Consider the following 22040-nt stretch of genomic DNA (forward strand, 5'->3'; position numbering starts at 1 on the left):
AGGAGTCCATCATGACCAAGCGAGCCGTCATCGTCGGCGTCAACGACTACTCGGTGCAGGGCTACAACAACCTGCGCTTCTGCGTCGCCGACGCCGCATCCATGTACCACCTGCTGCGCGACGCCTTCGGCTTCGATCCGCAGGACATGTTCTACCTCACCGATGCCCGGGCCACCTCCAGCCGCATCCGCCAGGCGCTGCGTTACTGCGTCAGCCAGTCGCAGCCGGGCGACGTGATCTGCTTCTACTACTCCGGCCACGGCGGGCGCACGCCCCATCCGTCCAACCCGGCGCAGATGTTCGAGACCATCATCCCGTACTCCGGCCAGCACATCAGCGACCACGAGCTGTTCTCGCTGGCCGACACGCTGGAGCACTCGGTCGCCAACTTCACGATGATCCTCGACAGCTGCCATTCCGGCGGCATGCACGACGAAGCCGAGCGGGCGCGCCGCGCGCGTTCGCCCGCGTTCTCCGCCGAACTGGTGCAGGCGCTGACCCAGTGCAGGACGATGGTGCCGTGCGGCATCTGCCTCCCGCCGGCGCAGCGCAACGCCCTCGACGGCAACATCCGCCGGGTGACCGCGCGCAATGCCGGCGTGGTCGTCGAGGAAGACACCTCGCGACGCCTGGTGCAGAACGCGAAGTCGACGTTGATCGCCGCCAGCTCCGCGGCGCAGGTCGCGATGGAACACGAGACGATCGGGCATGGACTGCTCACCAAGTCCTTCCTGGACCTCATCGACACCTGCCCGTACACCATCACCTACGACACGCTGATGACCGAGCTGACATCGAAGGTCAACGCGCTGATGTCCACGCATTTTCCCGGCGAGACGCAGACGCCGCAGTTGCGCGGCCAGGCCAACCGGATGGGGGAAGACTTCCTCGACGGGTGGCGCGACTGCCGCTGACCGCCGCGCCGCGCGGTTTCGCGCGGCGCCGCTCCGAACGCAACGCGCACCGGCGCAAGGACCCATTCCATGCTCAGCCTCGAGAAACCGCTCACCATCGACGGCCTGACCGTCTTCCGCGACCACGCCGATCCGAACCAGTTCTGGTATCTGCCCGGACCGGTCTCGCTCGCGCGTCGCGCCGGCGAGAACCTGGCGGAATTCACCTTCCTCAAGTACAAGGCCGCCAGCGTCGACGTGGCCCGCAAGGGTGGCGGCTTCGTCACCTTCAAGACATCGCTGCGCCTGAGTCCGTCGACCGAGTCGCGCCTCATCGGCCGACTGAACGCCGAACCGGGCGTCACGCCGCCGGTGCGGCTCGCTGCGGTGCCGTTCGAGGAAGGCACCGTGCAGTGCATCGCGCTCAACCTGCAGGGCAGCGGCGGCACCTCGGCGACGCCGCCGCCCGAGGGTGCGTTCAACGCGGTCGAACACATCCTGGGCGCATCGGTCCCCACGATGGACAGCGAGAACGGCGCTGCCTTCAGCCTGAGCCTGTCGCAGGAGGGCGCGACGATCCTCGAACAGGCCATGTCCAACGGCATGACCCCGATCGGCGTGCTGTACGACATGAAGTACCTGGCGATGCGTCCCGCGATCGACGTGGAGATCACTGCGGATTTCGAACGCATCTTCACCCACTTCAGCGCCAGCCTCGAAGCGCAGTACATGTACCTGCGCGGCGGCATCGATGCCGCCTTCGAGTCGCTGGTGCAGTCGGGCGCGATCAAGATCAAGGTGCTGAACTTCACCGACCAGGACGATGAACGCGAACAGGAGCGCTGGGCGCTGGAGTTCTTCAAGGAAGACCTGCTGTCGAAGTGGTTCGAGCCCAGCCTCACGCCCGGGCAGACCGCCGCCGATGTCGCCGACGCCGACCCGCTGTCGGAGGTGATCGCGACCGGTCGCGACCTGCTTCGCGACGTGACCGGGAACAACGGCAGCACCACGACCAATCCCTCGTCGAACACCCCCGCGAACAACCCGACGGGTACGCCAGCGAACACACCGGCCACGCCGGGCGCCGAGCAGATCCAGCCGGCCACGCTGACGCACGACGCGCATTCGCCCGATCCGCTGCCGGCAGGGCTGTCCGTCACCCATTCGCCGGCCGCCAGCGGCCTGGAGGAAACCCTCACCATCACCGGCGCGGGCGCGACGATCCGCATCGATGGCCAGGCGGTCGCCGCCGACAGCGCCGGTCGCGTGCGCACCACCGTATCGCCGAACACGCAAAAGCGCATCGAGGTGGAATGGCCCGCGCAGCGCACGGAGGAAACCTTCGGCCTGTTCTTCGACTTCGACAAACCCGCCGAAGCCGGCTGGCGGGTGAACCCGCCTTCGACCGAGTACCGCGCCTACGTCGAGAACACCACCACCGATCCCCGCTTCCGCGACGCGTCCGGGACGCTCCGCATCGAGGGCGACGGCAACTGGAGCGGCAGCGAGCGCGGCGCGGACCGGCTGCGCGCCTGGATCCAGTCCCTGCCGACGCCGCGCAACGTCCGCGTCGAAGCCTATGCGAGCCACGAGCACGCGAGCGGCGCAGGCGAAGCCCCGCGCGCGCAGCACAACATGCGCCTGGCGCAGCGCAGGCGCGACGTGGCGCTGGCGATCGTGCAGCGCGCGGGCGGCACCGTCGCCGGTGGCAGCGCGCACGGCGACGCGCCGGCCTCCAACCGTCCGGGTAGCCATTCGGCGATGGGCGGCGATCCGGACAACCGCGTGGTGCACGTGATCGGCCAGCGTGCCGCGAGCGCGCCATCGCGCTGGTCGGGGACGCTGCGTCGACCCGCCTCGATCCGTCCGGAGCCCCAGCCGCAACCTCAGCCGCAACCCCAGCCGCAACCTCAGCCTCAGCCGCAGCCGCAGCCGCAGCCGCAGCCGCGCCCACCGGCCGCAGGCGGCGGCAATGCGCCGGTCGCGGTGTCGCTCAAGCTGAAGTTCGTGCGCCAGGAAGAACGCAAGACCCTCACCCTGCGCTACAACCGTGCGGAAGCGACCCGTCGCACCTATGCCCCGCAGGGCTTCTTCGGCCTGCTCCTCGGCGACCTGCGCAACAAGGACAAGTATTTCCGCGAGATCGACCTGGCCGATCCCTTCTTCCGGCAATTCAAGGTCGAAGCGAGCTGCCCGATCGACTTCGCGCGGATCGGCATGCTCTCGGCGCAGGTCGCGCTGGACTACGGCGATGCCGCGCGCCCGCAGGACCACCGCCACGACGATTTCACCTTCCTGCCCGGCGATGCCTCCACGCAGACGTTCGAGGTCTTCATGAATTCGACCCGCGACGTCGAATACGCGGCGGGCTTCCAGTACCACTTCGACCCGCAGTCGGACTGGGCGGCCGACCGGCACAGCTACGAGGTTCCGTCGCGGGACACTGCGGATCGCACGCTGTTCGTCAATCCCTACGAGCACGTGGAGTTCCGCGAAATCGCCGCGACGCCCGGCGACGTGGACTGGGAGATCGTCGAAGCGATCGAAGTGCGCCTGCAGGCGCGCGGCTACGCCTCGCCGGAACCGCGCGCCGCCCTCATGCTCACCGCGGATGGCGGAGCGCAGACATGGAAACTGCGCGGCGCGAAGCCTGCGCCGGCGAATCGCGGTGTCACCGTGCAGTACGTGCAGCGGCTCAAGGACGGTACCTCCGAACGCACGACGCCGGTGGAGGTCGACATCCCGCAACTGGTGGTCCACGACCTGTTCGCGTCCGCGCTGCGCCTGGAATTCATTCCGCTGTTCGATCCCGCCTCGGTCAGCCGCGTGTTCATCGATGTGGAGTATCGCGACACGGACAACGCCTACGAGCGGAGCGAGCGCCTGGAGCTGCGCGGCGACGCCACCGATCCCGTGAAGCTTCGCATCGCCCTGCGCGACGGCACCCTGCGCCGCTATCGCCGCCGCTTCACCTTCGTCGGCACAGCGGGCACGTTCGACCAGCGGGCATGGGAAGAGAGCGAGGAAGAACTGGTCCCGGTGCGATGAACGCGCAAGCCTGCCCAACTGCCGACGCACGGCTGTCGCTGTCGCCACTGCCCGCCGGCATCGACGCCACGCTGGCGCGCCTGGCGGGCCCGCTGCCGCAGGCCGCGACGATCGCGGAGGCCTGGCTGCGCCGCGTGCTGTCGCCGATCGGCGACAGCCTGTGGCCGGAGATGGCGTGGCGCTTCAGTCGGCTCACCTCATCGGGCATGCCGATGGAGTTCGCGTGGTCGTCGCGCGAGACCGCGGTGCGCTGGACGGCCGAGGTCGCGGCGCCGGAATCCGATGAGCGCGCGCGACTGGCCATCGCCGCTGCCCACCTGCCCGACCGGGAGCGCATCGACCTGGCGCCGTGGCATCGGCTCCAGCGCGACGCACGACTGAAGTACGGGGCCTGGCTCGGCATGCGCCATGCCCACGACACGGTCGGCAAGCTCTACGTGGAGCTGCCTGCAGGCATCGCGCTGCCCGACCGCCATCACCACCCGTTGCTGCGCGCCGACGGCATGGCCTGGCGCATGGTCGGCCTGAACGTCGATGGCAGCCGCGAGTATTACGGCCAGGGGACATCGCTGGATCGCGCGACGGTCGGCCGGCTCGCCGATGCCGTGACCGGAAACGGCGCGGCGCTGGAGACGCTGCTCGCCGCCCTGACCCGCCGGCAGGAGCTGCCCCGGCCTTCGGGACTGAGCCTCACGCTCGATGCCGAAGGCCGCGCGCTCGCGCTGACCTGGTTCATCTTCGCCAAGGCACTGTTCCGCGACGACACCGAAGCGGCCACCACGCTCGGCGCACTCTGCGATGGCGCGCCGCGCGCGGTCCATGCCGCGCTCGTCGCCGGCAGCGACGACGGCGCCTGGCGACACGGCATGGTCGGCGCGGGCATCGACGTGAAGGGCAGGACATGGCTGCAGTGCGGCCTGCGCCCGACCTGAGCCGCGCGTCGACGTGGCCGGACGGCGTCGATGCCGACGGCATCGTGCCCAGCATGTTCGAGCACGGCGTGTTCGAGCACGGCGGCCAGCGGCGCGAGGACCGCAATGGATTCGTCGGCGCGCTCGCCGTGCGCGCACTGCGTCGCCAGGGACGCGCGGTCCCGGACGTGATGCTCGACGCGCTGGAGCGCTGTCGGCATGGCGAAGGCGGTTTCGGTTTCTGGCCGGAGCACGCACACCCGGCCTGGGCACCCGCGCTGCCGGGCGATGCCGACGACACCGCGATCATGCTCTTCGAACTCGTGCGCGCAGGCCGCATCGACATCGATGCGGCACGACGGACGGCCTGCCGCACCATCGGTCGGCACCGCATCGCCACGCTGCCGCTGCTGCGCCCGCCATGGCTGCGCACCGGCGTCTTCTCGACCTGGCATCGCGCAGGACGCAGCCACGATGTGATCGACTGCACGGCGACCGCGAACGTGCTCGCGTTGCTGGCCGCGCTGTCGCTCGACCATCTTCCGGGCGCATCCGCCGCGACCGCGATGCTCGCCGATGCCGTGGCCTGGGCCGGCGATGCGCCGGCGCGCGCGGCAAGCCTGTCGCCGTTCTATCCGGATCCGGCCGAACTCGTGCTGGCGCTGACGCACGCCGTGGAGGCCGGCGCGCACGCCTTGCGCCCGGTGCGCGATGCGGCCGCCGGCAGCGCCTGGGGCCGCGATGCCGAAGCGCGCACGCACGACGACGCGTATCCGGTCTGCGGCAGCGCCTACGGCATCGCGGTGTGGCGCGCGCCCGTCCTCGCGCGCATCCGCGCGGGCGCTGCCTGAAGCCTCGACGACAAACTGCGACGGCGCCGGATCGCTCCGGCGCCGTCGGTCACGCATGCGGTCGCAGGCCGACCGCCTCAGTGCTCGTAAGCGGCCTCGCCATGCGACGCGATGTCCAGGCCTTCGCGTTCGGCATCCTCGTTCACGCGCAGGCCGACCGTGTACTTCACGACCATGAAGGCGACCAGCGAGACCACGCCGGACAATGCCACGGTGACCAGCACGCCCTGCAGCTGCACCCAGACCTGGGAGGCGATGCTGTAGTCGGCGAGCGCGGTTTCGGTGACGTAGTCCCACAGGCCCGCACCGCCCAGCGACGGCGCCGCGAACACGCCGGTGAGCAGCGCACCGGCGATGCCGCCGACGCCGTGCACGCCGAACACGTCGAGGGAGTCGTCGGCGCGCAGCAGCTTCTTCAGGCCGGTGACGCCCCAGAAGCAGACCACGCCGGCGATGGCACCCATCGCGATCGCACCCATCAGGCCGACCAGACCGGCCGCCGGGGTGATCGCCACCAGGCCGGCGACCGCGCCCGAGGCGCCGCCGAGCATCGACGGCTTGCCGCGCGCGATCCACTCCGCCGCGCTCCAGCTCAGCACCGCTGCGGCGGTGGCGAGGAAGGTGTTGACGAAGGCGAGCGCGGCCACGCCGTTGGCTTCCAGCGCGGAGCCGGCGTTGAAGCCGAACCAGCCGACCCACAGGATCGAGGCGCCGACCATGGTCTGGGTGAGGTTGTGCGGCTTGATCGCCTCGCGCTTGTAGCCGATGCGCGGACCGATCACGTAGGCGCCGACCAGACCGGCGATCGCGGCGTTGATGTGCACCACGGTGCCGCCGGCGAAATCCAGTGCGCCCTTGGCCCAGAGGAAACCGGCGGCGGCGGTCGCGGTCTTCGCGGCCTCGGCGTCGGTGAACGCATCGGGACCGGGGAAGAACCACACCATGTGCGCCATCGGCGTGTAGGCGAAGGTGAACCAGATCACCGTGAACAGCAGCACGCCGGCGAATTTCACGCGTTCGGCGAACGCACCGACGATCAGCGCGCAGGTGATGCAGGCGAACGCGCCCTGGAACACGAAGAACACCAGTTCTGGGATGTACACGCCCTTGGTGAAGGTCGCGGCCATCGCGCCGTTGAGGCCGGCGCCGAACAGGCGGTCGCCGCCGCCGATGAAGGCGTTGCCGGCGGTGAACGCGAGGCTGTAGCCGTACACCGCCCACAGCACCGCGACCAGCGAGAACACCACCAGGCATTGCATCAGGATCGACAGCACGTTCTTGCTGCGCACCAGGCCACCGTAGAACAGCGCAAGGCCCGGCAGCGCCATGAAGATCACCAACGCGGCGCAGACCATGATCCACGCGGTGTCGCCCTTGTTGGCAGTCGGCGCGGGTGCGGGTGCGGCCTCTGCGGCGGCATCCGCCGCAGGCGCGGCCGGGGCAGTTGCTGCTTCGGCCGGTGCAGCGTCGGCAGGCGCGGCGTCTGCAGGTGCGGCATCAGAAGATGTCGCCGCGACGGACTCGCTTGCGACGGGTGCCTCCGGGGCGGTCTGCGCGGAGGCGAGGAAGGTCGAACAGAGGGTGGTCGCAGCGAGCAGCATCGCGAAAGCGAATGCACGGGCGCGCGACCCGGACAGGGCAGTCGTCATGGGACGGTCTCCGAGGTGTGGGTTAGAGCGCGTCCGCGCCGACTTCGCCGGTGCGGATGCGGATGACCTGTTCCAGCGCGACGACGAAGATCTTGCCGTCGCCGATCTTGCCGGTGCCGGCGGATTGCTGGATGGCCTCGATCGCGGCATCGAGCTGGTCCGTGGACACCGCGACCTCGACCTTGATCTTGGGCAGGAAATCCACGACGTACTCGGCGCCGCGATACAGCTCGGTATGACCCTTCTGTCGCCCGAAGCCTTTCACTTCGGTGACGGTGATGCCGGACACGCCGATCTCGGACAGGGCTTCGCGCACCTCGTCGAGTTTGAACGGCCGGATGATGGCGGTGATCAGTTTCATGCGCTCTCCCCGTGTGGACGGAGCGCCGGATGCCTGCGCAAGCGCACCACGCGCTCCAGGATGAACGCCGGTCGTGGCGGATCGATGCACGCAGGCGTCGATCCGCCCCGCCGGCTCCCGTCCGGGATACCGCACCGCATTCCGACGTGGGGAAGGAAGCTGCGATGCGTCTCCCGCGACCTCGTCGCCGCCCGCGTCTTCCGTCGAAGCGCGCGCACGGCCTTGAACCCTTGAACTGATGTGGGCCGGCGCAGAGCGCCAGGCCGCATACCGCACTCTCGTTCGCCCCGGCCCGGGGCGTCTGCCTCGTTCCTCTCGTCAGGCCCGAACCGTCACAGTTCGAGCGTCATGAACACACTCCAGGGGTCGTCGACGTAATCCGCGAACGGACCGCACATCACGAACCCGAACCGCTCGTACAGCATGCGCGCCGGCATGAACACCTCGGGCGAACCGGTTTCCAGGCTCAGCCGCCGGTAGCCGCGCTCGCGCGCCGTCGCCACGATGTGGCGCAGCAATGTTGCCGCCACGCCCTTGTTGCGATGCACCGGTGCGGTGCGCATCGACTTGATCTCGCCGTGCGTGCCGTCCAGCGCCTTCAACGCGCCGCATCCGAGCAGCGCTTCGCCCTCCCACGCCGTCCAGAAAGTGATGTCCGGACGACGCAGTTTGTCCAGATCCAGCGCATGTACGCTCTCCGGCGGCGAATGCCGGTGCATGTCGTCGAGATGGTCCTGCAGGAACCTGGCGATCTCGACACCGCGCAGGTCGTCGATGCGGATGTCCACGATGCCGATATCCCCCTGTCATCCCGAACGCATGTGAGGGACCTGTTTGTTGGCGGTGGCGAAACGCCCCCACCCCAGCCCTCCCTGCCAGCAGGCATAGCCTGCTGGCGTTCGTCAGCGCACGGAGCAGTGCTCCGTAATCGCGCCTCCTCACCCCCCGCGCGCGGGGGAGGGAGATGAGGCATCAGATCGTGTAGTACATCTGGTACTCGAGCGGATGCGTCGCGGCGCGGAAACGCGTCACTTCCTGCATCTTCAGCGCGATGTAGCCGTCGATGAAGTCGTCGGTGAACACGCCGCCGGCCTTGAGGAACTCGCGGTCCTTGTCCAGCGCTTCCAGCGCCTGGTCCAGCGAGTGGCAGACGGTCGGAATCGCCTTCTCTTCTTCCGGCGGCAGGTCGTACAGGTCCTTGTTGCTCGGCTCGCCCGGATCGATCTGGTTCTTGATGCCGTCGAGGCCGGCCATCATCAGCGCGGCGAAGGTGAGGTAGCCGGAGTTCATCGGATCGGGGAAGCGGATCTCGATGCGGCGGGCCTTCGGGTTCGCCACGTACGGGATGCGGCACGAGGCCGAGCGGTTGCTCGCCGAGTAGGCCAGCATCACCGGCGCTTCGAAGCCCGGCACCAGGCGCTTGTAGCTGTTGGTGGTCGAGTTGGCGAAGGCGTTGATCGCGCGGGCGTGCTTGAAGATGCCGCCGATGTACCACAGCGCCATCTGCGACAGACCACCGTAGCCGTCGCCGGAGAACAGGTTCACGCCGCCCTTGGCCAGCGACTGGTGCACGTGCATGCCGCTGCCGTTGTCACCGACGATCGGCTTGGGCATGAAGGTCGCGGTCTTGCCGTTGCGGTGCGCGACGTTCTTGATGACGTACTTCATCGTCAGCAGGTCGTCGGCCTTCTTCACCAGCGTGCTGAACTTGGTGCCGATCTCGCACTGGCCGGCGTTCGCGACTTCGTGGTGGTGCACTTCGACTTCGATGCCCAGCGAGGTGAGCGTCTTGCACATCTCGGCGCGCAGGTCGTGCAGCGAGTCGAGCGGGGCGACCGGGAAGTAGCCGCCCTTCACCATCGGGCGGTAGCCGGTGTTGCCGCCGGCGTATTCGCGGCCCGAGTTCCAGTGCGCTTCTTCCGAGTCGATGTGGAAGAAGGTGTGGCCCATTTCATTGGCGAAACGGACGCTGTCGAAGATGAAGAATTCCGGTTCCGGGCCGAAGAAGGCCTGGTCGGCGATGCCGCTGGCCTTGAGGTAGGCCTCGGCGCGCTTGGCCACGCCGCGCGGGTCGCGCGAGTAGGCCTGCATGGTCGCCGGGTCGAGGATGTCGCAGGTCAGCACGACGGTCGGGTCGGCGGTGAACGGGTCGAGGAAGGCGGTCGACGGATCGGGCAGCAGCACCATGTCCGATTCGTTGATGCCCTTCCAGCCGCTGATCGACGAGCCGTCGAACATCTTGCCGTCCTCGAACAGGCCGGGTTCGACGATCGAGGCCGGGAAGGTCACGTGGTGCTGCACGCCGCGCATGTCGGCGAAGCGCAGGTCGACGAATTCGACCTTGTGGTCCTTGATCAGTTTTTCGACGTGTTCGAGGGACATCTCGGAAACTCCGGCAGGGTGAGGAATGCCTCTCCCATTGCAAGGGGCGTGCCAGCCAGTTTCGTCACGCAAGCCATTGATTCCACGCGGGCAAGCTGCTTCCCCGAATCACGATCGCACCAATCTGGTGCAGCCAAGGCTGGATTGCACCATCCGCGTGCCGACCGGGACAGGCGGCGCACGCAGGCCGCCTCAGCCCTGCCCCAGGATCCGCGCCATGACCTCGGTGGCGCGCGCGGCGGAGGCACCGGTCGATGGATGCGATGCCTCGCCCCGCAGGTGCCGAGCGATGGCGGTAACGTGCGGCAGCTGGATGTGGGGCGGATGGGCGATGACGCGCTCGGTCGAGACCCCGCCGCATTCCAGCACCAGCGGCGCTTCGTCGAACACGGAGAAGCGCAGGGTTCCGTCGCGGCCGACGATCTCGACGCTGTCCCGGCCCCGGTCGGCGGCGAAATTCCAGAACCCGCTGCCGAGGGCACGACTGCCATCGGCCTGCGGCGCGAAGCGCCAGTGGGCGACGACCGCGTCCTCGGCCGGATACAGGCCCTGCTGGTTGAGCGCCGTGCCGGCGACATCCTCGATATCGCCGAGCAGATGCATCAGCAGGTCGAGGCCGTGGCTGGCGAGGTCGACGAAGTAGCCGCCGCCGGACTGCGCGGGATCCGTGCGCCAGCCGCTGCGGCCCGCGAGATCGTCGGGCTTCGGCGGCCGCGAGAAGGTCCAGTGCGCGTGGCGCACCGGGCCGATCCGGCCTTCGCGCAGCCAGTCGGCCACCTGCGCGAACCGCGGCAGCGAACGCCGGTAGTAGGCGACGAACAGCGGCACGCCCGCCTCGCGGAACGCGGCATTCATCCGGACGCATTCCTCCGGCGTGCGTGCCATCGGCTTCTCGACGCAGCAGGGCTTGCCGGCGGCGGCGACCCGCAGCGCGTAGTGCAGGTGCGTGTCCGGCGGCGTGGCGATGTAGACCGCATCGATGTCGTCGGCGCGGATGATCGCATCGGCACCGTCGGTCCAGCGCGGCACGCCGTGGCGGCGTGCATAGTCCTCGGCCAGGGCGCCATTGCGGCGCATCACCGCCTGCAGCGCGAAACCCGGCACTTGCTGGTAAGCCGGGCCGCTCTTCACCTCGGTGACCGCACCGCAACCGATGATGCCCCAGCGGATCGTCTTCATGCTGTCCCTCCCGAGGGCCCGTGATGCCGGCACAGCGCCGGATCATAGTCGGGGCCGCGCTGCGGCACGATAGACTGCGCGGCAGTCCCATCCGGCCTCCCCGTCATGCGCAAGACCGCGCGTCAGCTCGCCGCGACCCTCGCCCTCTCCCTGGCATACCTCGTGGCGCCCGCCCCCGCCCGCGCCGCCGACTTCGACACCTGCCTGGTCCTCAGCGGCGGCGGTGCGCGCGGCATGGCGCACATCGGCGTCATCAAGGTGCTCGAACGCGAGCGCATCCCGGTGGACTGCATCGTCGGCACCAGCATGGGCGCGGTGGTCGGCAGCCTCTACGCCAGCGGCCTGACCGCGACCGAGATCGAAACGCAGATGCGCGCGCTGGACTGGAACACGATGTTCGTCGACCGCATCGACCGCAGCGTGTTCCCGGCGCGGCGCAAGGCCGAGGACCGCAGCTTCCTCGCCAAGGGCGGCTTCGGCCTGCGCGACGGCAAGGTCGGCGTGCCGCCGTCGCTGTTCGAAGGCCAGCGCCTGGCGGTCGCGCTGCGCGCCGCGCTGCTGCCGAGCGCGACGATCCCGCGTTTCGACGACCTGCCGATTCCGTATCGCGCGGTCGGCACCGACCTGGAAACCGGCGACGCGGTGGCGATGGACAGCGGCGACCTGGTCAACGCCGTGCGCGCGAGCATGGCCGTGCCCGGCGCGTTCTCGCCAGTGAGCTACGGCGAGCGTTCGCTGATCGACGGCGGCGTGGCGATGAATCTCCCCGTCGAGATCGCGCAGAAATGGGGTGCGCGGCGGATCATCGCGGTCGACATCGCGGCGAAGCTGAAGAGCCGCGACCAGCTGCTCGATCCCTTCAGCATCACCGACCAGATGATCACCGCGCTGATGCAGAAGGAAAGCCAGCGCCAGCGCGACCGGCTCGGCCCGCGCGACGTGCTGATCGTGCCCGAGCTGGCCGACCTGGGCTCGGCCGATTTCACCGGAGGCATGGACAAGGGCGTGGCGCTGGGCGAAGCCGCGACCGTGGCCGCGTTGCCGCAGCTGCAGGCGATGCGTGTGTCGGAAGCCGATTACGCCGCCTGGAGGACGGCGCGCGCGGCGAAGCTCAGGCCGATCGGCACCATCGACCGCGTCGAGCTGGCCAACACCTCCGGCGTCGACGATGAAGCCATCCTCGCGCGCATGTCCGCCAAGCCCGGCGAGGCCGTCGACGCGAAGAAGATCGAGCAGGACCTCGGCCGCCTGTACGGTCTCGGCGAGTTCTCGCGCGTCTACTACACGATCGAATCGGACGACTGCGACGACACCGTGCTGACCTACGTCGCGCGCAGCCGTCGCTGGGAAGAGGACGGCACGCTCAAGCTCGGCCTGCTGATGCAGGACGACTTCGAGGGCCAGGGCGAATACCAGCTCGGCGCGCGCTACGGTCGGCGCGAACTCAACCGCTTCGGCGGCGAGCTGCTGCTGGAAGCACGCATCGGCGACCGCAACCGCGCCTTCGCCGAACTGCACCAGCCGCTCACCCTGCAGCGCACCGTGTTCTTCCGGCCCTCGCTGGAATGGCGCGGCGAGAACGAGACCCTGCTCGACGGCGGCAACACCACAGGCGAGTACCGCTACAGCTTCTGGCAGGCGCGCACCGGGCTGGGCGCGGTGTTCGGCGACTGGGGCGAAGCCTCGATCGCGCCGTTCGCGCGGCGCAACCACTTCGACCTGCGCCGCGACTCGGTCAGCACCACGATCCCGCGCACCACCACCAGCGCGGGCCTCGACCTGAACTTCGTGGTCGACACCCAGGACGACGCCGAATTCCCGTCGAAGGGCTGGTACGTGCAGGCGCGGCACACCCGCTACCTGCCCATCCTCGATGCCGAAACCCGCGGCTTCACCTCGCGCTTCAACGCGAACCTCGCCTTCACCGGCCTCGGCGGACGCTGGCAGCTGGGCCTGCGCAGCCACGACCGGCGCGGCAGCGCGTTCGAGGACGTGGCCACGCTCGGCGGCCCGTTCCGCCTGTCCGGCTACGGCATCGACACCCTGCGCGGCAACGGCGCGGCCCTGGGCACGCTGCAGTTCAACTATCCGCTGGCGCAGGTGATGGAGTACCCGCTGTTCGTCGGCGGCTCGCTCGAAGCCGGCCAGCTGTGGGGACGCGGCCAGGAGCCCTCGCTGGAACGCACGATCTTCGGCGGCAGCGTCTACACCGCGCTGGACACGCCGCTGGGCCCGATCTACTTCGGCCTTGGCCTCGCCGAAGGCGGCGAGGAAGCCGTGTTCTTCCGGCTGGGGCAACCGGACTGAGGTCGCGCAGGGTTTCGATCGCGCAGGGTTTCGCGCGCTGCGGATGAGCGGTCGTGTGCAGCCGCCCGACGGCTCCGGCACATCGCATCCACCGAGACAGGATCCGCATACGCTGTGCACGTCACGCATGGATGCGTACGTACCGACGGCCTCGCGAAGCCGTCGATACGACGGAGACACGTCCGATGTCGGTGCGCGGGAATGATTCCACGCCTCGATGTCGCACGTCGTCGCCGAAGGCGCCATGCGGACCGGCGCGGGATCGACCCGCGTCCGCATCCCCCTGAAAAAGGAGTTTTCGATGCGCAATCCCCGTACGTCTGCAGGTGTCCTCGTCGTTTCGCTGCTCGTCGCCGCCACCGCGTCGGCGGCACCGCCCTCCCCCGACACCCTGCCGACGCAGTTGCGGTTCGCCATGCAGCGCGACTTGAACATCCAGCCGCAGCAGATCCCGCAGTACCTCGACGCGGAACGCCTCGCCGCCAGCGCCGAACGCGAGGCCCGCACCCGCCTGGGTGCCCGATACGCCGGTACGTGGCTGGAACGCGACGCCAAGGGCAACTACCGCACCGTTGTCGCCTCCACTCACCCGGGCACCGTCATGGTGCGCGGTATCGCCCAGCCCACGCGTGTGGTCGCTTACAGTCTGGACAAGCTCGAAAGCGCGCAGGCAAAGCTCGATGCCGTGGCGCGAAATGCCTCCCGTACCCCCCTGCGCAGCGTCAAGGGCACTGGCCTGGATGTGCGCATTCATTCCTGGCATGTCGATCCACGCAGCAATCGCGTCGTGATCACCACGGACATCGGCGCTGGCGCACGTGCGGCCGAATTCGTCTATGTCGCGGGTGTCGATCGTCGGATGGTGACCTTCAAGGAATCCGCCGCACGCCCGCGCACGACCGCCTTCGATATCCGTGGCGGCGACGGTTACAGCTACCCGACACCTGGACGACCCGGCTACGAGAACAGGTGCTCGATCGGTTTTGCCGTCACCTTGGGGGTGAACAACGGTTTCGTCACCGCAGGCCATTGCGGCCCGACGGGGCAGAACCTGACCCACATCACTGGCCAGCCGGTCGGCTACATCTATCAGAGCGTGTTCCCCGGAAGCGACTACGCGGTCGTTCACAACACCAATCCGCAGGGCATGCCGCGCCCCTGGGTGAACGCTTACCAGTACGGCGGCAACCTGGTGGTGCGTGGTGCCCAGCCGGCGGTGATCGGCGCGGCGATCTGCCGCTCCGGCCGGACGTCCGGCGCTTCCTGCGGCGCCTTGCTCAACACCAATGTGACGGTCAACTATGCCGAAGGGCAGGTCAGGGGGCTGTCTTCAACGACTGCCTGCGCCGATCCGGGGGATTCCGGCGGATCGTTCGTCACTCCGGAAGGTCAGGCGCAGGGCGTACTTTCGGGCACGCGTGGCTATGAGGCCTCCTGCTCGTTCGTCGGCCCCCTGCAAGATCCCACGCGCTCCTTCTACCAGCCGATCGCCCCGGTTCTCGCTGCATTCCCGGGTCTCAGCCTCGTGACCAGTCCCTGATCGATCGACCACCGATCGATCCAATGCCGCCTCCCCGTGTGGGGAGGCGGTACGGAAGTGCATGGCCGGCGGGCTCAGGCACGGGCCGCTACACTAGCGGTTTACTGCTAGAAGCCCCGCGCAATGACCGATCTGCTCGCCGCGCTGCTGCTCGGCATCATCGAAGGCATCACCGAGTTCCTGCCGATCTCCAGCACCGGCCACCTGCTCATCGCGCAGCACTGGCTGGGCGCGCGCAGCGACCTGTTCAACGTCGCGATCCAGGCCGGCGCGATCCTCGCGGTGGTGGCGATCTACCGCCAGCGCCTCTGGACGCTCACCTTGGGCTTCCTCCGCCCGGGCTCGGGCGACGGCACGCATTCCCGCGACTACGGCCTGAAACTGGGCGTCGCCTTCGGCGTGACCGCGGTCGGCGGCCTGCTGGTGAAGGCGCTGGGCTGGGAGCTGCCGGAGACCGTCACGCCGGTGGCCTGGGCGCTGATCATCGGCGGCGTCTGGATGATCGCCGCCGAGCACTTCGCGGCCAAGCGCGCCGCCGTGCTCGGCGAACGCGAGACGATCACCTGGACGGTCGCGATCCTGGTCGGCATCGCCCAGGTCGTGGCCGGGGTCTTCCCGGGCACCTCTCGCTCGGGCGCGACCATCTTCGTCGCCCTGCTGGCCGGCACCACCAGCCGCATGGCGGCGACCGAATTCGCCTTCCTGGTCGGCATCCCGACCATGTTCGCCGCCACCGCCTACGAGCTGCTGGACCTCTACCGCGACGGCGGGATCGGCCAGGAGAATTGGTCGGCGCTGGCGGTGGCCTTCGTGGCCTCGGCGGTGACCGCGTTCGTCTCGGTGAAATGGCTGCTGCGCTACATCCAGACCCATCGCTTCACCGCCTTCGCGGTGTATCGTTTCGCGCTCGGCGCCGCACTGCTGCTGTGGCTGCCGGCCGGGGAGTGACCCCGGCCGAGGCCCCCGACACGGCCGCCAACCCCGAATCCCGCACCACCCCGTTCACGACTCCGTTCCAGGAATACCCTCCCCCCCGGCCCACCCGCATCTCATCCCGTCAGGAAACCAGATGAAGCGTCGTCTCCCGGTAGTGTCACTCGTGATCGTCCCCCTGCTCCTCGCCGCCTGCTCGAAGCCCCCGGACGAGACGGAGGCCCAGGACCCCGCCGCCGCAGCGCCGGACAACAGCGCCCTGTCCGACACCACGCCGGCCTCCACCCCGGCGCCCGCGCCCTATGTCGACGACAGCCTGCTCACCCGCCACCAGTGGTCGCTGAAGGAAGCCGTCGACGCGAAGGGCCGCACCATCGGCGCCCTGCTGATGCGCCCCGACAAGCCGGTCCGGATCAGCTTCGTCGATGGCAGCATCCGCATCGAGAACACCTGCAACGGCCTAGGCGGCCTGTACCGCCGACTCGGCGACGAAATCCGCGTCGAGGCGCTGACCGGCACCAAGATGCAGTGCCCGGAACCGGAGGTCGCCGCGCTCGACGGTGAAATGACCCTGCGCATCCAGGGCTCCTCGCGTGTCACGGCCACGCCGGGCACACCGCAGACGAAGAACCAGCCGACGCTGGAATGGCGCGCCGGCAACGGCGACATCCTCCGCTTCGTCGGCGAGATGACCCCGGAAGCGCGCTACGGCAACCAGGGCGAAACCGTGTTCATCGAAGTCGCCGCCTTCACCAAGCCCTGCCAGCCGCCGATGGCGACCGCGCCACAGACCTGCCTGGAGCTGCGCGAACTGCGCTACGACGACCAGGGCCTGAAGACCGACCTCGGTCCGTGGCGCCTGTTCTACGACAGGATCGAGGGCTTCACCCACGAGCCCGGCATCCGCAACGTGCTGCGCGTGAAGCGCTATCGCCGCGACAACCGTCCGGACGACGGCACCAACATCGCCTACGTGATGGAGATGTCGGTCGAATCCGAAACCGTCCAGCAGGGCGCGCCCAAGTCGTAAGCGGGCGCCACCGCATCCTCCGGAGATCCGCCATGCCTTCGTCGACATCCCTGCGCGCCGTCCTCTCCATCGCGGCGCTGCTGTCCGCCTCCATCGCCATCGCCGCACCGGCGCCGGGCGCCTCCGCCGATGCCGGCGACAAGACGCGCAGCCTGCGCGTGGACCGCAACGAACTGGTCAACACCGGTGGATGGAAGCTCGCGTCCGCCACCGGCGCACAGGCCGACGCCCTGCGCGCGCCGGGCGTGGCCTTCGAGGTCAGCTTCACCGGCAAGGACGTGCGCGCCAACGGCGGCTGCAACGACCTGCGCGGCACCTATGAGGTGTCCGGCAAGCGCATGACGTTCCAGATCGCGATCGCCACGCGCATGTCCTGCGAGGACGAGAAGAACCGCGCCGACCAGGCCTTCAGCGAGCTGATGAACCGCTCGTTCAAGGCCGAGCTGCTCGAACCCCTGCCCTACCGCCTGCGCCTGACCAGCGACGACGGCCAGGTGCTGGAGTTCGAGCAGCTGCCGATGAAGATCTGACTCGGCGCGTCTTCGCCCACGCTGGCGCCATCGCGTCAGCGGCGGCGCACCACGTGCGTCTTCGACAGCGTGTCGTGCCAGCCTCGCTTGTCGTTGTCGTTGGCGAACAGCAGCGAAAACGGCTCGAAGGGAATGAAGCGTCCCAGGGTGCGGCCCACGACCTGCTTCCAGGTCGGCCGTGCGCCTTTCTCGTTCACCACGCGGGTACCGGTGACCAGCTTGCCGATCGTCCAACCGAACCAGCCTTCGAGCACGATGTAGTACAGCAGCGTCGCGAACAGGCCCAACACGTAGTCCAGCAAGATGTTCTGCTGGTTTTCCAGCGCGTCAAGGGCGGCGTCGCCGCCTTGCCAGTACAGGAACATCACATAGGGGACGGCGATGACCGCGCTGAGGATGGTGCTGGCGGCGTAGTCGATCAGGAAACCGAAGAGGCGCCGCCAGCGGCCCGCATTCTCGATGGCGAGACGCTCGGAGGGCAGTTGCGCCTCGATCGGGGCGCTCGGCGCATCGTAGGGATTGTGCTGCGGGTCGACCTGCATGATGTTCCTCAGCCCTTCACGTCCGCATTGAGCGAGTACGTGCCGTAGATCGCGGTCTCGGCCAGCACGTGGCCGTGCATGGCGCGGAAGACGTCGGCGGCGGTGAAGCGCGCCGGCAGGTCGAGGCGCTCGACGTCGAGCGCGAACAGCCGGAAGAAATAGCGGTGCAGGCGCGCGTCGTGACCCGGCGGATACGGGCCGTCGTAGCCGAGGTAGTCGCCGCTCATGTCGGCATTGCCGGCGAACCAGGCGGTGTAGTCGTTCACGCCCTGACGGGCGCCGGCAGGACCGGCCGGCGTGGTCTTGCCGCGCGCGGTGAAGCCTTCGCTGCAGGCGCCCGCGTCGATCGCATCGACACCGGCCGGGATGTCGGCCATCACCCAGTGCACGAAGTCGCCGCGCGGATGTTCGACCGGGATCGGCCGCGTGGCGTCCTGCACCAGGGCCGGATCGGTCGGCACGTCCGGATCGATGCACAGCAGCGCGAAGCTGCGCGTGCCGGCCGGCGCATCGCCCCAGCGCAGGTGCGGGTTGCGGTTGCCGCCGAAGCCATCGGGCGCACCCGCGGCGAATTCGGCGGGGATGCGCTTGCCGTGTTCGAAACTGTCGCTGGTGAGCTTCATGACGATCTCCTTGGCTGTGTGCGGATGGATTCGGTGCGCGGATCAGTTCGCCGGGTAGCCGAACGCCTGCGCCACGTCGGACAGCAGCGCGAACGGCTCGGCCAGCGGCTCGGCGTACTGCCGCCAGTGCCCGGCCGGGAAGCCCATGCGCCCGAAGAGCTCGGGCTGCGGAATCAGGATCTGCTCCAGGCCCAGGCCGCCGCCGATTTCCCCTGCGAACGCTTCCAGGTCGCCCAGCACGTCATCGGTGCGGATGACCTTGTGCGAGACCAGCAGGTCGCGGGTGATGACCAGCACGTGCTGCAACTGGCGCGCGATCCACAGCGCGGCCTCGTTCGCCGACGGCAGGGCGTACTGCATCGCGCTGCCGAAGGCGAGCCATTCGAGCAGCATGTCGCGCGGGTCGCGCAGCGCGATCAGCACGATAGCCTCCGGCTGCAGCGGGCGGATCATGTGCAGCAGCGCGTTGTCCCAGTAGGGCAACCAATCGATGATCGCGCCGTTGGGCACGCCGCGCAGGGCGAGCGCGCTGCGCCATTGCGCCAGCGCCTGTTCGCCGGTGAGCGTGCCGTCGTTGAACGCGGCGATGCACGCCGGATCCTGGAGGGCGTCGCGCGGCGGGTTCGGGCCGATGCGATCGGCACGCAGCGGGTAGCCGGCGTTGCCGATGACCGCAGCGACCTTCTCCACGCCCGAGCCCGGCACGCCCCAGAGATAGGCCAGCGGCGGCGCGCCCGCCGCCACGTCGGCCAGTTCAGGCCAGGTGCCGCTGGCCTTGCCCGGCACGGTCAGCGGGCGGCGGATCATCGCCTCGGCTCCGTTCATCGCCAGCCAGGTCTGCACGGCCTCGGCATGGCGGCCGGCCTTGTCCTGGGCGATGCCCAGCCACGCCATCAGGCCGCGCTTGAGGCCCTCGTCCTGCATCTTCGCGATCAGCGCCTGCACGTGGGCGATCGCGGCTTCCGGCGCCTGGCCGATCAGGCGGTCGAACACGCGGGTCTCGGCGCTGCTGCGGCCCGGTTCCAGTTCGACGATGCGCTGCGCCAGCGCGTCGCGCGCTTCCAGGTCGCCGCGCACTTCCATCATCAGCATCTGCGCTTCCAGCGCGTTCACGTCGTCGGCGTTCAGCGCCAGCCAGCGATCGACGACGGCCTTGGCCTCGTCGCTGCCGGTCGGCTCCAGGGTGATGCGCAGACGCCACAGCGGCGCGGCCTCGGGATGCTTCGACAACGCGGCGTCGGTGACTTCGCGGCCTTCGTCGAAACGCCCGCTGCGGCGCCAGAGGTCGGCGGCCATCGCCCAGGTCTCGGGGTCGCGGGGTTCCTGCGCGATCGCGGCGCGCAGCAGGGCCAGGGCTTCGTCGAGGCGGCCCAGGCGCAGCTCCAGGCCGGCGGTCAGACGCTTGAGCGAATGCGTCGAGGTCTCCGCGTTGTCGAGCAGCGGCTGCACGATCTGCCGCGCCTCGTCGGGGCGCCCCTGGCGCATCACCACGTCGGCAAGCACGCCACGAAGGCCGTGCTGGTTCGGCGAGGCCTCGACGATGCGGCGGAACGCCGACTCGGCGAAGGCCAGATGGCCCTGCTCCATGTGCGCGAAGCCCAGCGCGTACAGCACCTGCAGGTCGTCGGGCATCTGCTTGGCGGCCTCGGTGAGCACCGAGAGCGCGCGCATCGAGTCGCCGCGGCGCAGCGCGATCATGCCCTCGATGGTGCGCACCCAGGGATGCTCGGGCGCAACGCGCGCGGCATAGCGCTGCAGGCGCTCGGCTTCGTCCATGTCGCCGCGGCCGAAGGCCATCTGCGCCTGGAGGATGTAGGCCGGGAACTGGTTCGGGTCGAGGTCGAGGGTGCGCGACAGCGCCGCCTGCGCCTCGTCCAGCTTGTACTCCGCCAGCAGCAGGCCCGCGCGCTGGAAGTGCAGGTCGGCGTTGTCCGGGGCCAGCAGGACCGCACGGTTGATCGCGTGCATGGCGGCAGCCAGGTCGCCATTCGCGCGTTCGGCGAGCGCCAGCAGCGCGTGGTTGTCCGCATCGTGCGGGGTGGCGGCGACGGCTTCGCGGGCGAGCGCCAGGGCGTCGGCATGGGCGCCGGAGCGGAGGGCCTCGATGATTCGATCTTGCATGGACGTTGGATCTGCACGACAGGGCCCGGGGCCCGGAACCGCCTAGTGTACCCGGGCGGGGTGCGGGGGCCGGGGCGGCGCGCCCTATTCCAGGGCCTGGGACAACCGCGCGGTGACCCAGCGCTCGGCGTAGCCATCGAGACGGACGGATTCCAGGAAGGCGCAGTGGCCGCCGTGGGTGGCGATCTCGATCCGGCCGGTCGACGGCAGGGTCAGCGCATGGAATTCCTCGACCGGGATGACCGGGTCGTCGGCGGCGGTGAGGATGTCGGCGGGCACCGCGAGCGAGGCCAGCCGCTCGCCCGCGACGGAGTAACCGTTGAAGTAGGCGTCGAGGCTGTCGAAGTCGGTGTGACGCTCGACCATCCAGCGGGTGAGGTCGCGCAGGCCCAGCTTCAGCACGCTGTCGTCGAAGTCGTAGTACTGCGGAAAGGTGTCGCGCTTGCGGCGCAGCGACTCACGCCACTTGCGCTCGAAATAGCGCAGGTAGAACGGGATGCCCTGCTCCATCCGCGCCATGGTCACGCCCGGATCGAGCACGGGACAGACCGCCGCCACGCGCGCCAGCGGCAGGCCTGCGCGCCCGGCCCGGGACGCGACGCGCAATGCGAAGTTGCCGCCGAGCGAATAGCCGGCCAGCACCATCGGGCGGTCGCTGTCGCCGAGGAAGCGGTCGGCGACATCGCGCGCGGCGTGCACCACTTCGTCGATGCGGTTGGAATGGAACAGCGCCTGGTTGAGGTGATGCGTGTCGCCGTGGTCGCGGAAGTTGAGGCGGAACACCTCGAAACCGGCACGCAGCAGGTGCACGGCAGTCATGCGCATGTAGCTGGATTCGACGCTGCCTTCCCAGCCGTGCAGCAGCAGCGCGAGGCCGCGCGGCGCCACGCCCGGCAGGCGGCTGTGCACGCCCTCCAGGCGGATGCCGTCGCCGCCGTCGACCAGGTACGGCGCATGGACCGCCCCGGTCCGGCGCAGCAGCCAGGCGCCGCGCGTCCGCCGCAGCGGGCTGGTCGACAGCAGCGACTGCAGGTGCGGGCTGCGCAGCGACGGCGGCGCACGGTAGGGGGAATCGGAGATCATGGCGCGTATTCCTTGTCATCCCGAACGTAGTGAGGGACCTGCTTATGTGTCCGGATG

Annotated in this window: 18 protein-coding genes; 9 read left to right on the forward strand and 9 right to left on the reverse strand. The window is 69.2% G+C overall.

Annotated features, from left to right (window positions below):
* Positions 1-11: 11 nt before the first annotated feature.
* From ACFQ0E_RS02365 to ACFQ0E_RS02380, 4 genes are all read left to right on the forward strand, one after another.
* The gene (locus tag ACFQ0E_RS02365) at positions 12-914 is read left to right on the forward strand and encodes a caspase family protein (RefSeq protein ID WP_386822096.1); all 903 of its coding nucleotides are present in this window, start codon (positions 12-14) and stop codon (positions 912-914) included.
* Positions 915-983: 69 nt separating this feature from the next.
* The gene (locus ACFQ0E_RS02370) at positions 984-3941 is read left to right on the forward strand and encodes a hypothetical protein (protein ID WP_386822097.1); all 2958 of its coding nucleotides are present in this window, start codon (positions 984-986) and stop codon (positions 3939-3941) included.
* Positions 3938-4873: a hypothetical protein gene (locus ACFQ0E_RS02375; protein WP_386822098.1), complete on the forward strand. Its 936-nt coding sequence runs from the start codon at positions 3938-3940 to the stop codon at positions 4871-4873. Before ACFQ0E_RS02370 ends, ACFQ0E_RS02375 begins: the two co-directional genes overlap by 4 nt.
* Positions 4843-5703, forward strand: a complete 861-nt coding sequence (locus ACFQ0E_RS02380) for a hypothetical protein (protein ID WP_386822099.1) — start codon at positions 4843-4845, stop codon at positions 5701-5703. The genes ACFQ0E_RS02375 and ACFQ0E_RS02380 overlap by 31 nt, the downstream gene beginning before the upstream one ends.
* Positions 5704-5780: 77 nt before the next feature.
* Here ACFQ0E_RS02380 and ACFQ0E_RS02385 read toward each other — a convergent pair whose 3' ends face one another.
* From ACFQ0E_RS02385 to ACFQ0E_RS02405, 5 genes are all read right to left on the reverse strand, one after another.
* Positions 5781-7352, reverse strand: a complete 1572-nt coding sequence (locus tag ACFQ0E_RS02385; protein WP_386822100.1) for an ammonium transporter — start codon at positions 7350-7352, stop codon at positions 5781-5783.
* A gap of 22 nt (positions 7353-7374) precedes the next feature.
* Positions 7375-7713: a P-II family nitrogen regulator gene (locus ACFQ0E_RS02390; RefSeq protein WP_137851158.1), complete on the reverse strand. Its 339-nt coding sequence runs from the start codon at positions 7711-7713 to the stop codon at positions 7375-7377.
* Positions 7714-8045: 332 nt separating this feature from the next.
* Complete coding sequence (locus tag ACFQ0E_RS02395; RefSeq protein WP_386822101.1) at positions 8046-8501, reverse strand: GNAT family N-acetyltransferase; 456 nt, start codon at positions 8499-8501, stop codon at positions 8046-8048.
* A 184-nt stretch (positions 8502-8685) separates the two neighbouring features.
* Entirely contained in the window at positions 8686-10095 is a 1410-nt protein-coding gene (gene glnA, locus ACFQ0E_RS02400) for a type I glutamate--ammonia ligase (RefSeq protein ID WP_386822102.1), read from the reverse strand.
* Positions 10096-10287: 192 nt separating this feature from the next.
* Positions 10288-11274 carry a Gfo/Idh/MocA family protein gene (locus ACFQ0E_RS02405; protein WP_386822103.1) on the reverse strand — a complete coding sequence of 329 codons (987 nt, stop codon included), beginning with the start codon at positions 11272-11274 and terminating at the stop codon, positions 10288-10290.
* 105 nt (positions 11275-11379) lie between these two features.
* Here ACFQ0E_RS02405 and ACFQ0E_RS02410 point away from each other — a divergent pair, with 105 nt between their 5' ends.
* The 5 genes from ACFQ0E_RS02410 (at position 11380) to ACFQ0E_RS02430 (ending at position 17614) form a co-directional block, all read left to right on the forward strand.
* Positions 11380-13581 carry a patatin-like phospholipase family protein gene (locus ACFQ0E_RS02410; protein WP_386822104.1) on the forward strand — a complete coding sequence of 734 codons (2202 nt, stop codon included), beginning with the start codon at positions 11380-11382 and terminating at the stop codon, positions 13579-13581.
* A 217-nt stretch (positions 13582-13798) separates the two neighbouring features.
* Entirely contained in the window at positions 13799-15121 is a 1323-nt protein-coding gene (locus tag ACFQ0E_RS02415) for a S1 family peptidase (protein WP_386822105.1), read from the forward strand.
* A 123-nt stretch (positions 15122-15244) separates the two neighbouring features.
* Entirely contained in the window at positions 15245-16069 is an 825-nt protein-coding gene (locus ACFQ0E_RS02420) for an undecaprenyl-diphosphate phosphatase (protein WP_386822106.1), read from the forward strand.
* Positions 16070-16190: 121 nt separating this feature from the next.
* Entirely contained in the window at positions 16191-17084 is an 894-nt protein-coding gene (locus ACFQ0E_RS02425) for a DUF4377 domain-containing protein (protein ID WP_386822107.1), read from the forward strand.
* Between the two features lie 32 nt (positions 17085-17116).
* Positions 17117-17614, forward strand: coding sequence for an META domain-containing protein (locus tag ACFQ0E_RS02430; protein WP_386822108.1), 498 nt, complete (start codon positions 17117-17119; stop codon positions 17612-17614).
* A gap of 35 nt (positions 17615-17649) precedes the next feature.
* Here ACFQ0E_RS02430 and ACFQ0E_RS02435 read toward each other — a convergent pair whose 3' ends face one another.
* The 4 genes from ACFQ0E_RS02435 to ACFQ0E_RS02450 form a co-directional block, all read right to left on the reverse strand.
* A complete protein-coding gene (locus ACFQ0E_RS02435; RefSeq protein ID WP_386822109.1) occupies positions 17650-18156 on the reverse strand; it encodes an RDD family protein in 507 nt (168 codons plus the stop codon).
* 8 nt (positions 18157-18164) lie between these two features.
* Positions 18165-18779, reverse strand: a complete 615-nt coding sequence (locus tag ACFQ0E_RS02440) for a YbhB/YbcL family Raf kinase inhibitor-like protein (RefSeq protein ID WP_386822110.1) — start codon at positions 18777-18779, stop codon at positions 18165-18167.
* 42 nt (positions 18780-18821) lie between these two features.
* Positions 18822-20900 carry a tetratricopeptide repeat protein gene (locus ACFQ0E_RS02445; protein WP_386822111.1) on the reverse strand — a complete coding sequence of 693 codons (2079 nt, stop codon included), beginning with the start codon at positions 20898-20900 and terminating at the stop codon, positions 18822-18824.
* Positions 20901-20984: 84 nt separating this feature from the next.
* On the reverse strand, positions 20985-21983 hold the full coding sequence (locus ACFQ0E_RS02450; protein WP_386822112.1) for a YheT family hydrolase: 999 nt from the start codon (positions 21981-21983) through the stop codon (positions 20985-20987).
* Positions 21984-22040 lie beyond the last annotated feature (57 nt).

The sequence above is a fragment of the Lysobacter brunescens genome (genome assembly GCF_042677005.1).
Taxonomy (GTDB): Bacteria; Pseudomonadota; Gammaproteobacteria; order Xanthomonadales; family Xanthomonadaceae; genus Lysobacter_I; species Lysobacter_I brunescens.

Coding starts and splice junctions, on each gene's coding strand:
- ACFQ0E_RS02415 (WP_386822105.1), top strand. CDS start 13,799: ATGTCGCACGTCGTCGCCGAAGGCGCCATGCGGACCGGCGCGGGATCG.
- ACFQ0E_RS02370 (WP_386822097.1), top strand. CDS start 984: ATGCTCAGCCTCGAGAAACCGCTCACCATCGACGGCCTGACCGTCTTC.
- ACFQ0E_RS02450 (WP_386822112.1), bottom strand. CDS start 21,983: ATGATCTCCGATTCCCCCTACCGTGCGCCGCCGTCGCTGCGCAGCCCG.
- ACFQ0E_RS02375 (WP_386822098.1), top strand. CDS start 3,938: ATGAACGCGCAAGCCTGCCCAACTGCCGACGCACGGCTGTCGCTGTCG.
- ACFQ0E_RS02365 (WP_386822096.1), top strand. CDS start 12: ATGACCAAGCGAGCCGTCATCGTCGGCGTCAACGACTACTCGGTGCAG.
- ACFQ0E_RS02435 (WP_386822109.1), bottom strand. CDS start 18,156: ATGCAGGTCGACCCGCAGCACAATCCCTACGATGCGCCGAGCGCCCCG.
- ACFQ0E_RS02430 (WP_386822108.1), top strand. CDS start 17,117: ATGCCTTCGTCGACATCCCTGCGCGCCGTCCTCTCCATCGCGGCGCTG.
- ACFQ0E_RS02410 (WP_386822104.1), top strand. CDS start 11,380: ATGCGCAAGACCGCGCGTCAGCTCGCCGCGACCCTCGCCCTCTCCCTG.
- ACFQ0E_RS02405 (WP_386822103.1), bottom strand. CDS start 11,274: ATGAAGACGATCCGCTGGGGCATCATCGGTTGCGGTGCGGTCACCGAG.
- ACFQ0E_RS02380 (WP_386822099.1), top strand. CDS start 4,843: ATGGCTGCAGTGCGGCCTGCGCCCGACCTGAGCCGCGCGTCGACGTGG.
- ACFQ0E_RS02440 (WP_386822110.1), bottom strand. CDS start 18,779: ATGAAGCTCACCAGCGACAGTTTCGAACACGGCAAGCGCATCCCCGCC.
- ACFQ0E_RS02425 (WP_386822107.1), top strand. CDS start 16,191: ATGAAGCGTCGTCTCCCGGTAGTGTCACTCGTGATCGTCCCCCTGCTC.
- glnA (WP_386822102.1), bottom strand. CDS start 10,095: ATGTCCCTCGAACACGTCGAAAAACTGATCAAGGACCACAAGGTCGAA.
- ACFQ0E_RS02385 (WP_386822100.1), bottom strand. CDS start 7,352: ATGACGACTGCCCTGTCCGGGTCGCGCGCCCGTGCATTCGCTTTCGCG.
- ACFQ0E_RS02420 (WP_386822106.1), top strand. CDS start 15,245: ATGACCGATCTGCTCGCCGCGCTGCTGCTCGGCATCATCGAAGGCATC.
- ACFQ0E_RS02390 (WP_137851158.1), bottom strand. CDS start 7,713: ATGAAACTGATCACCGCCATCATCCGGCCGTTCAAACTCGACGAGGTG.
- ACFQ0E_RS02445 (WP_386822111.1), bottom strand. CDS start 20,900: ATGCAAGATCGAATCATCGAGGCCCTCCGCTCCGGCGCCCATGCCGAC.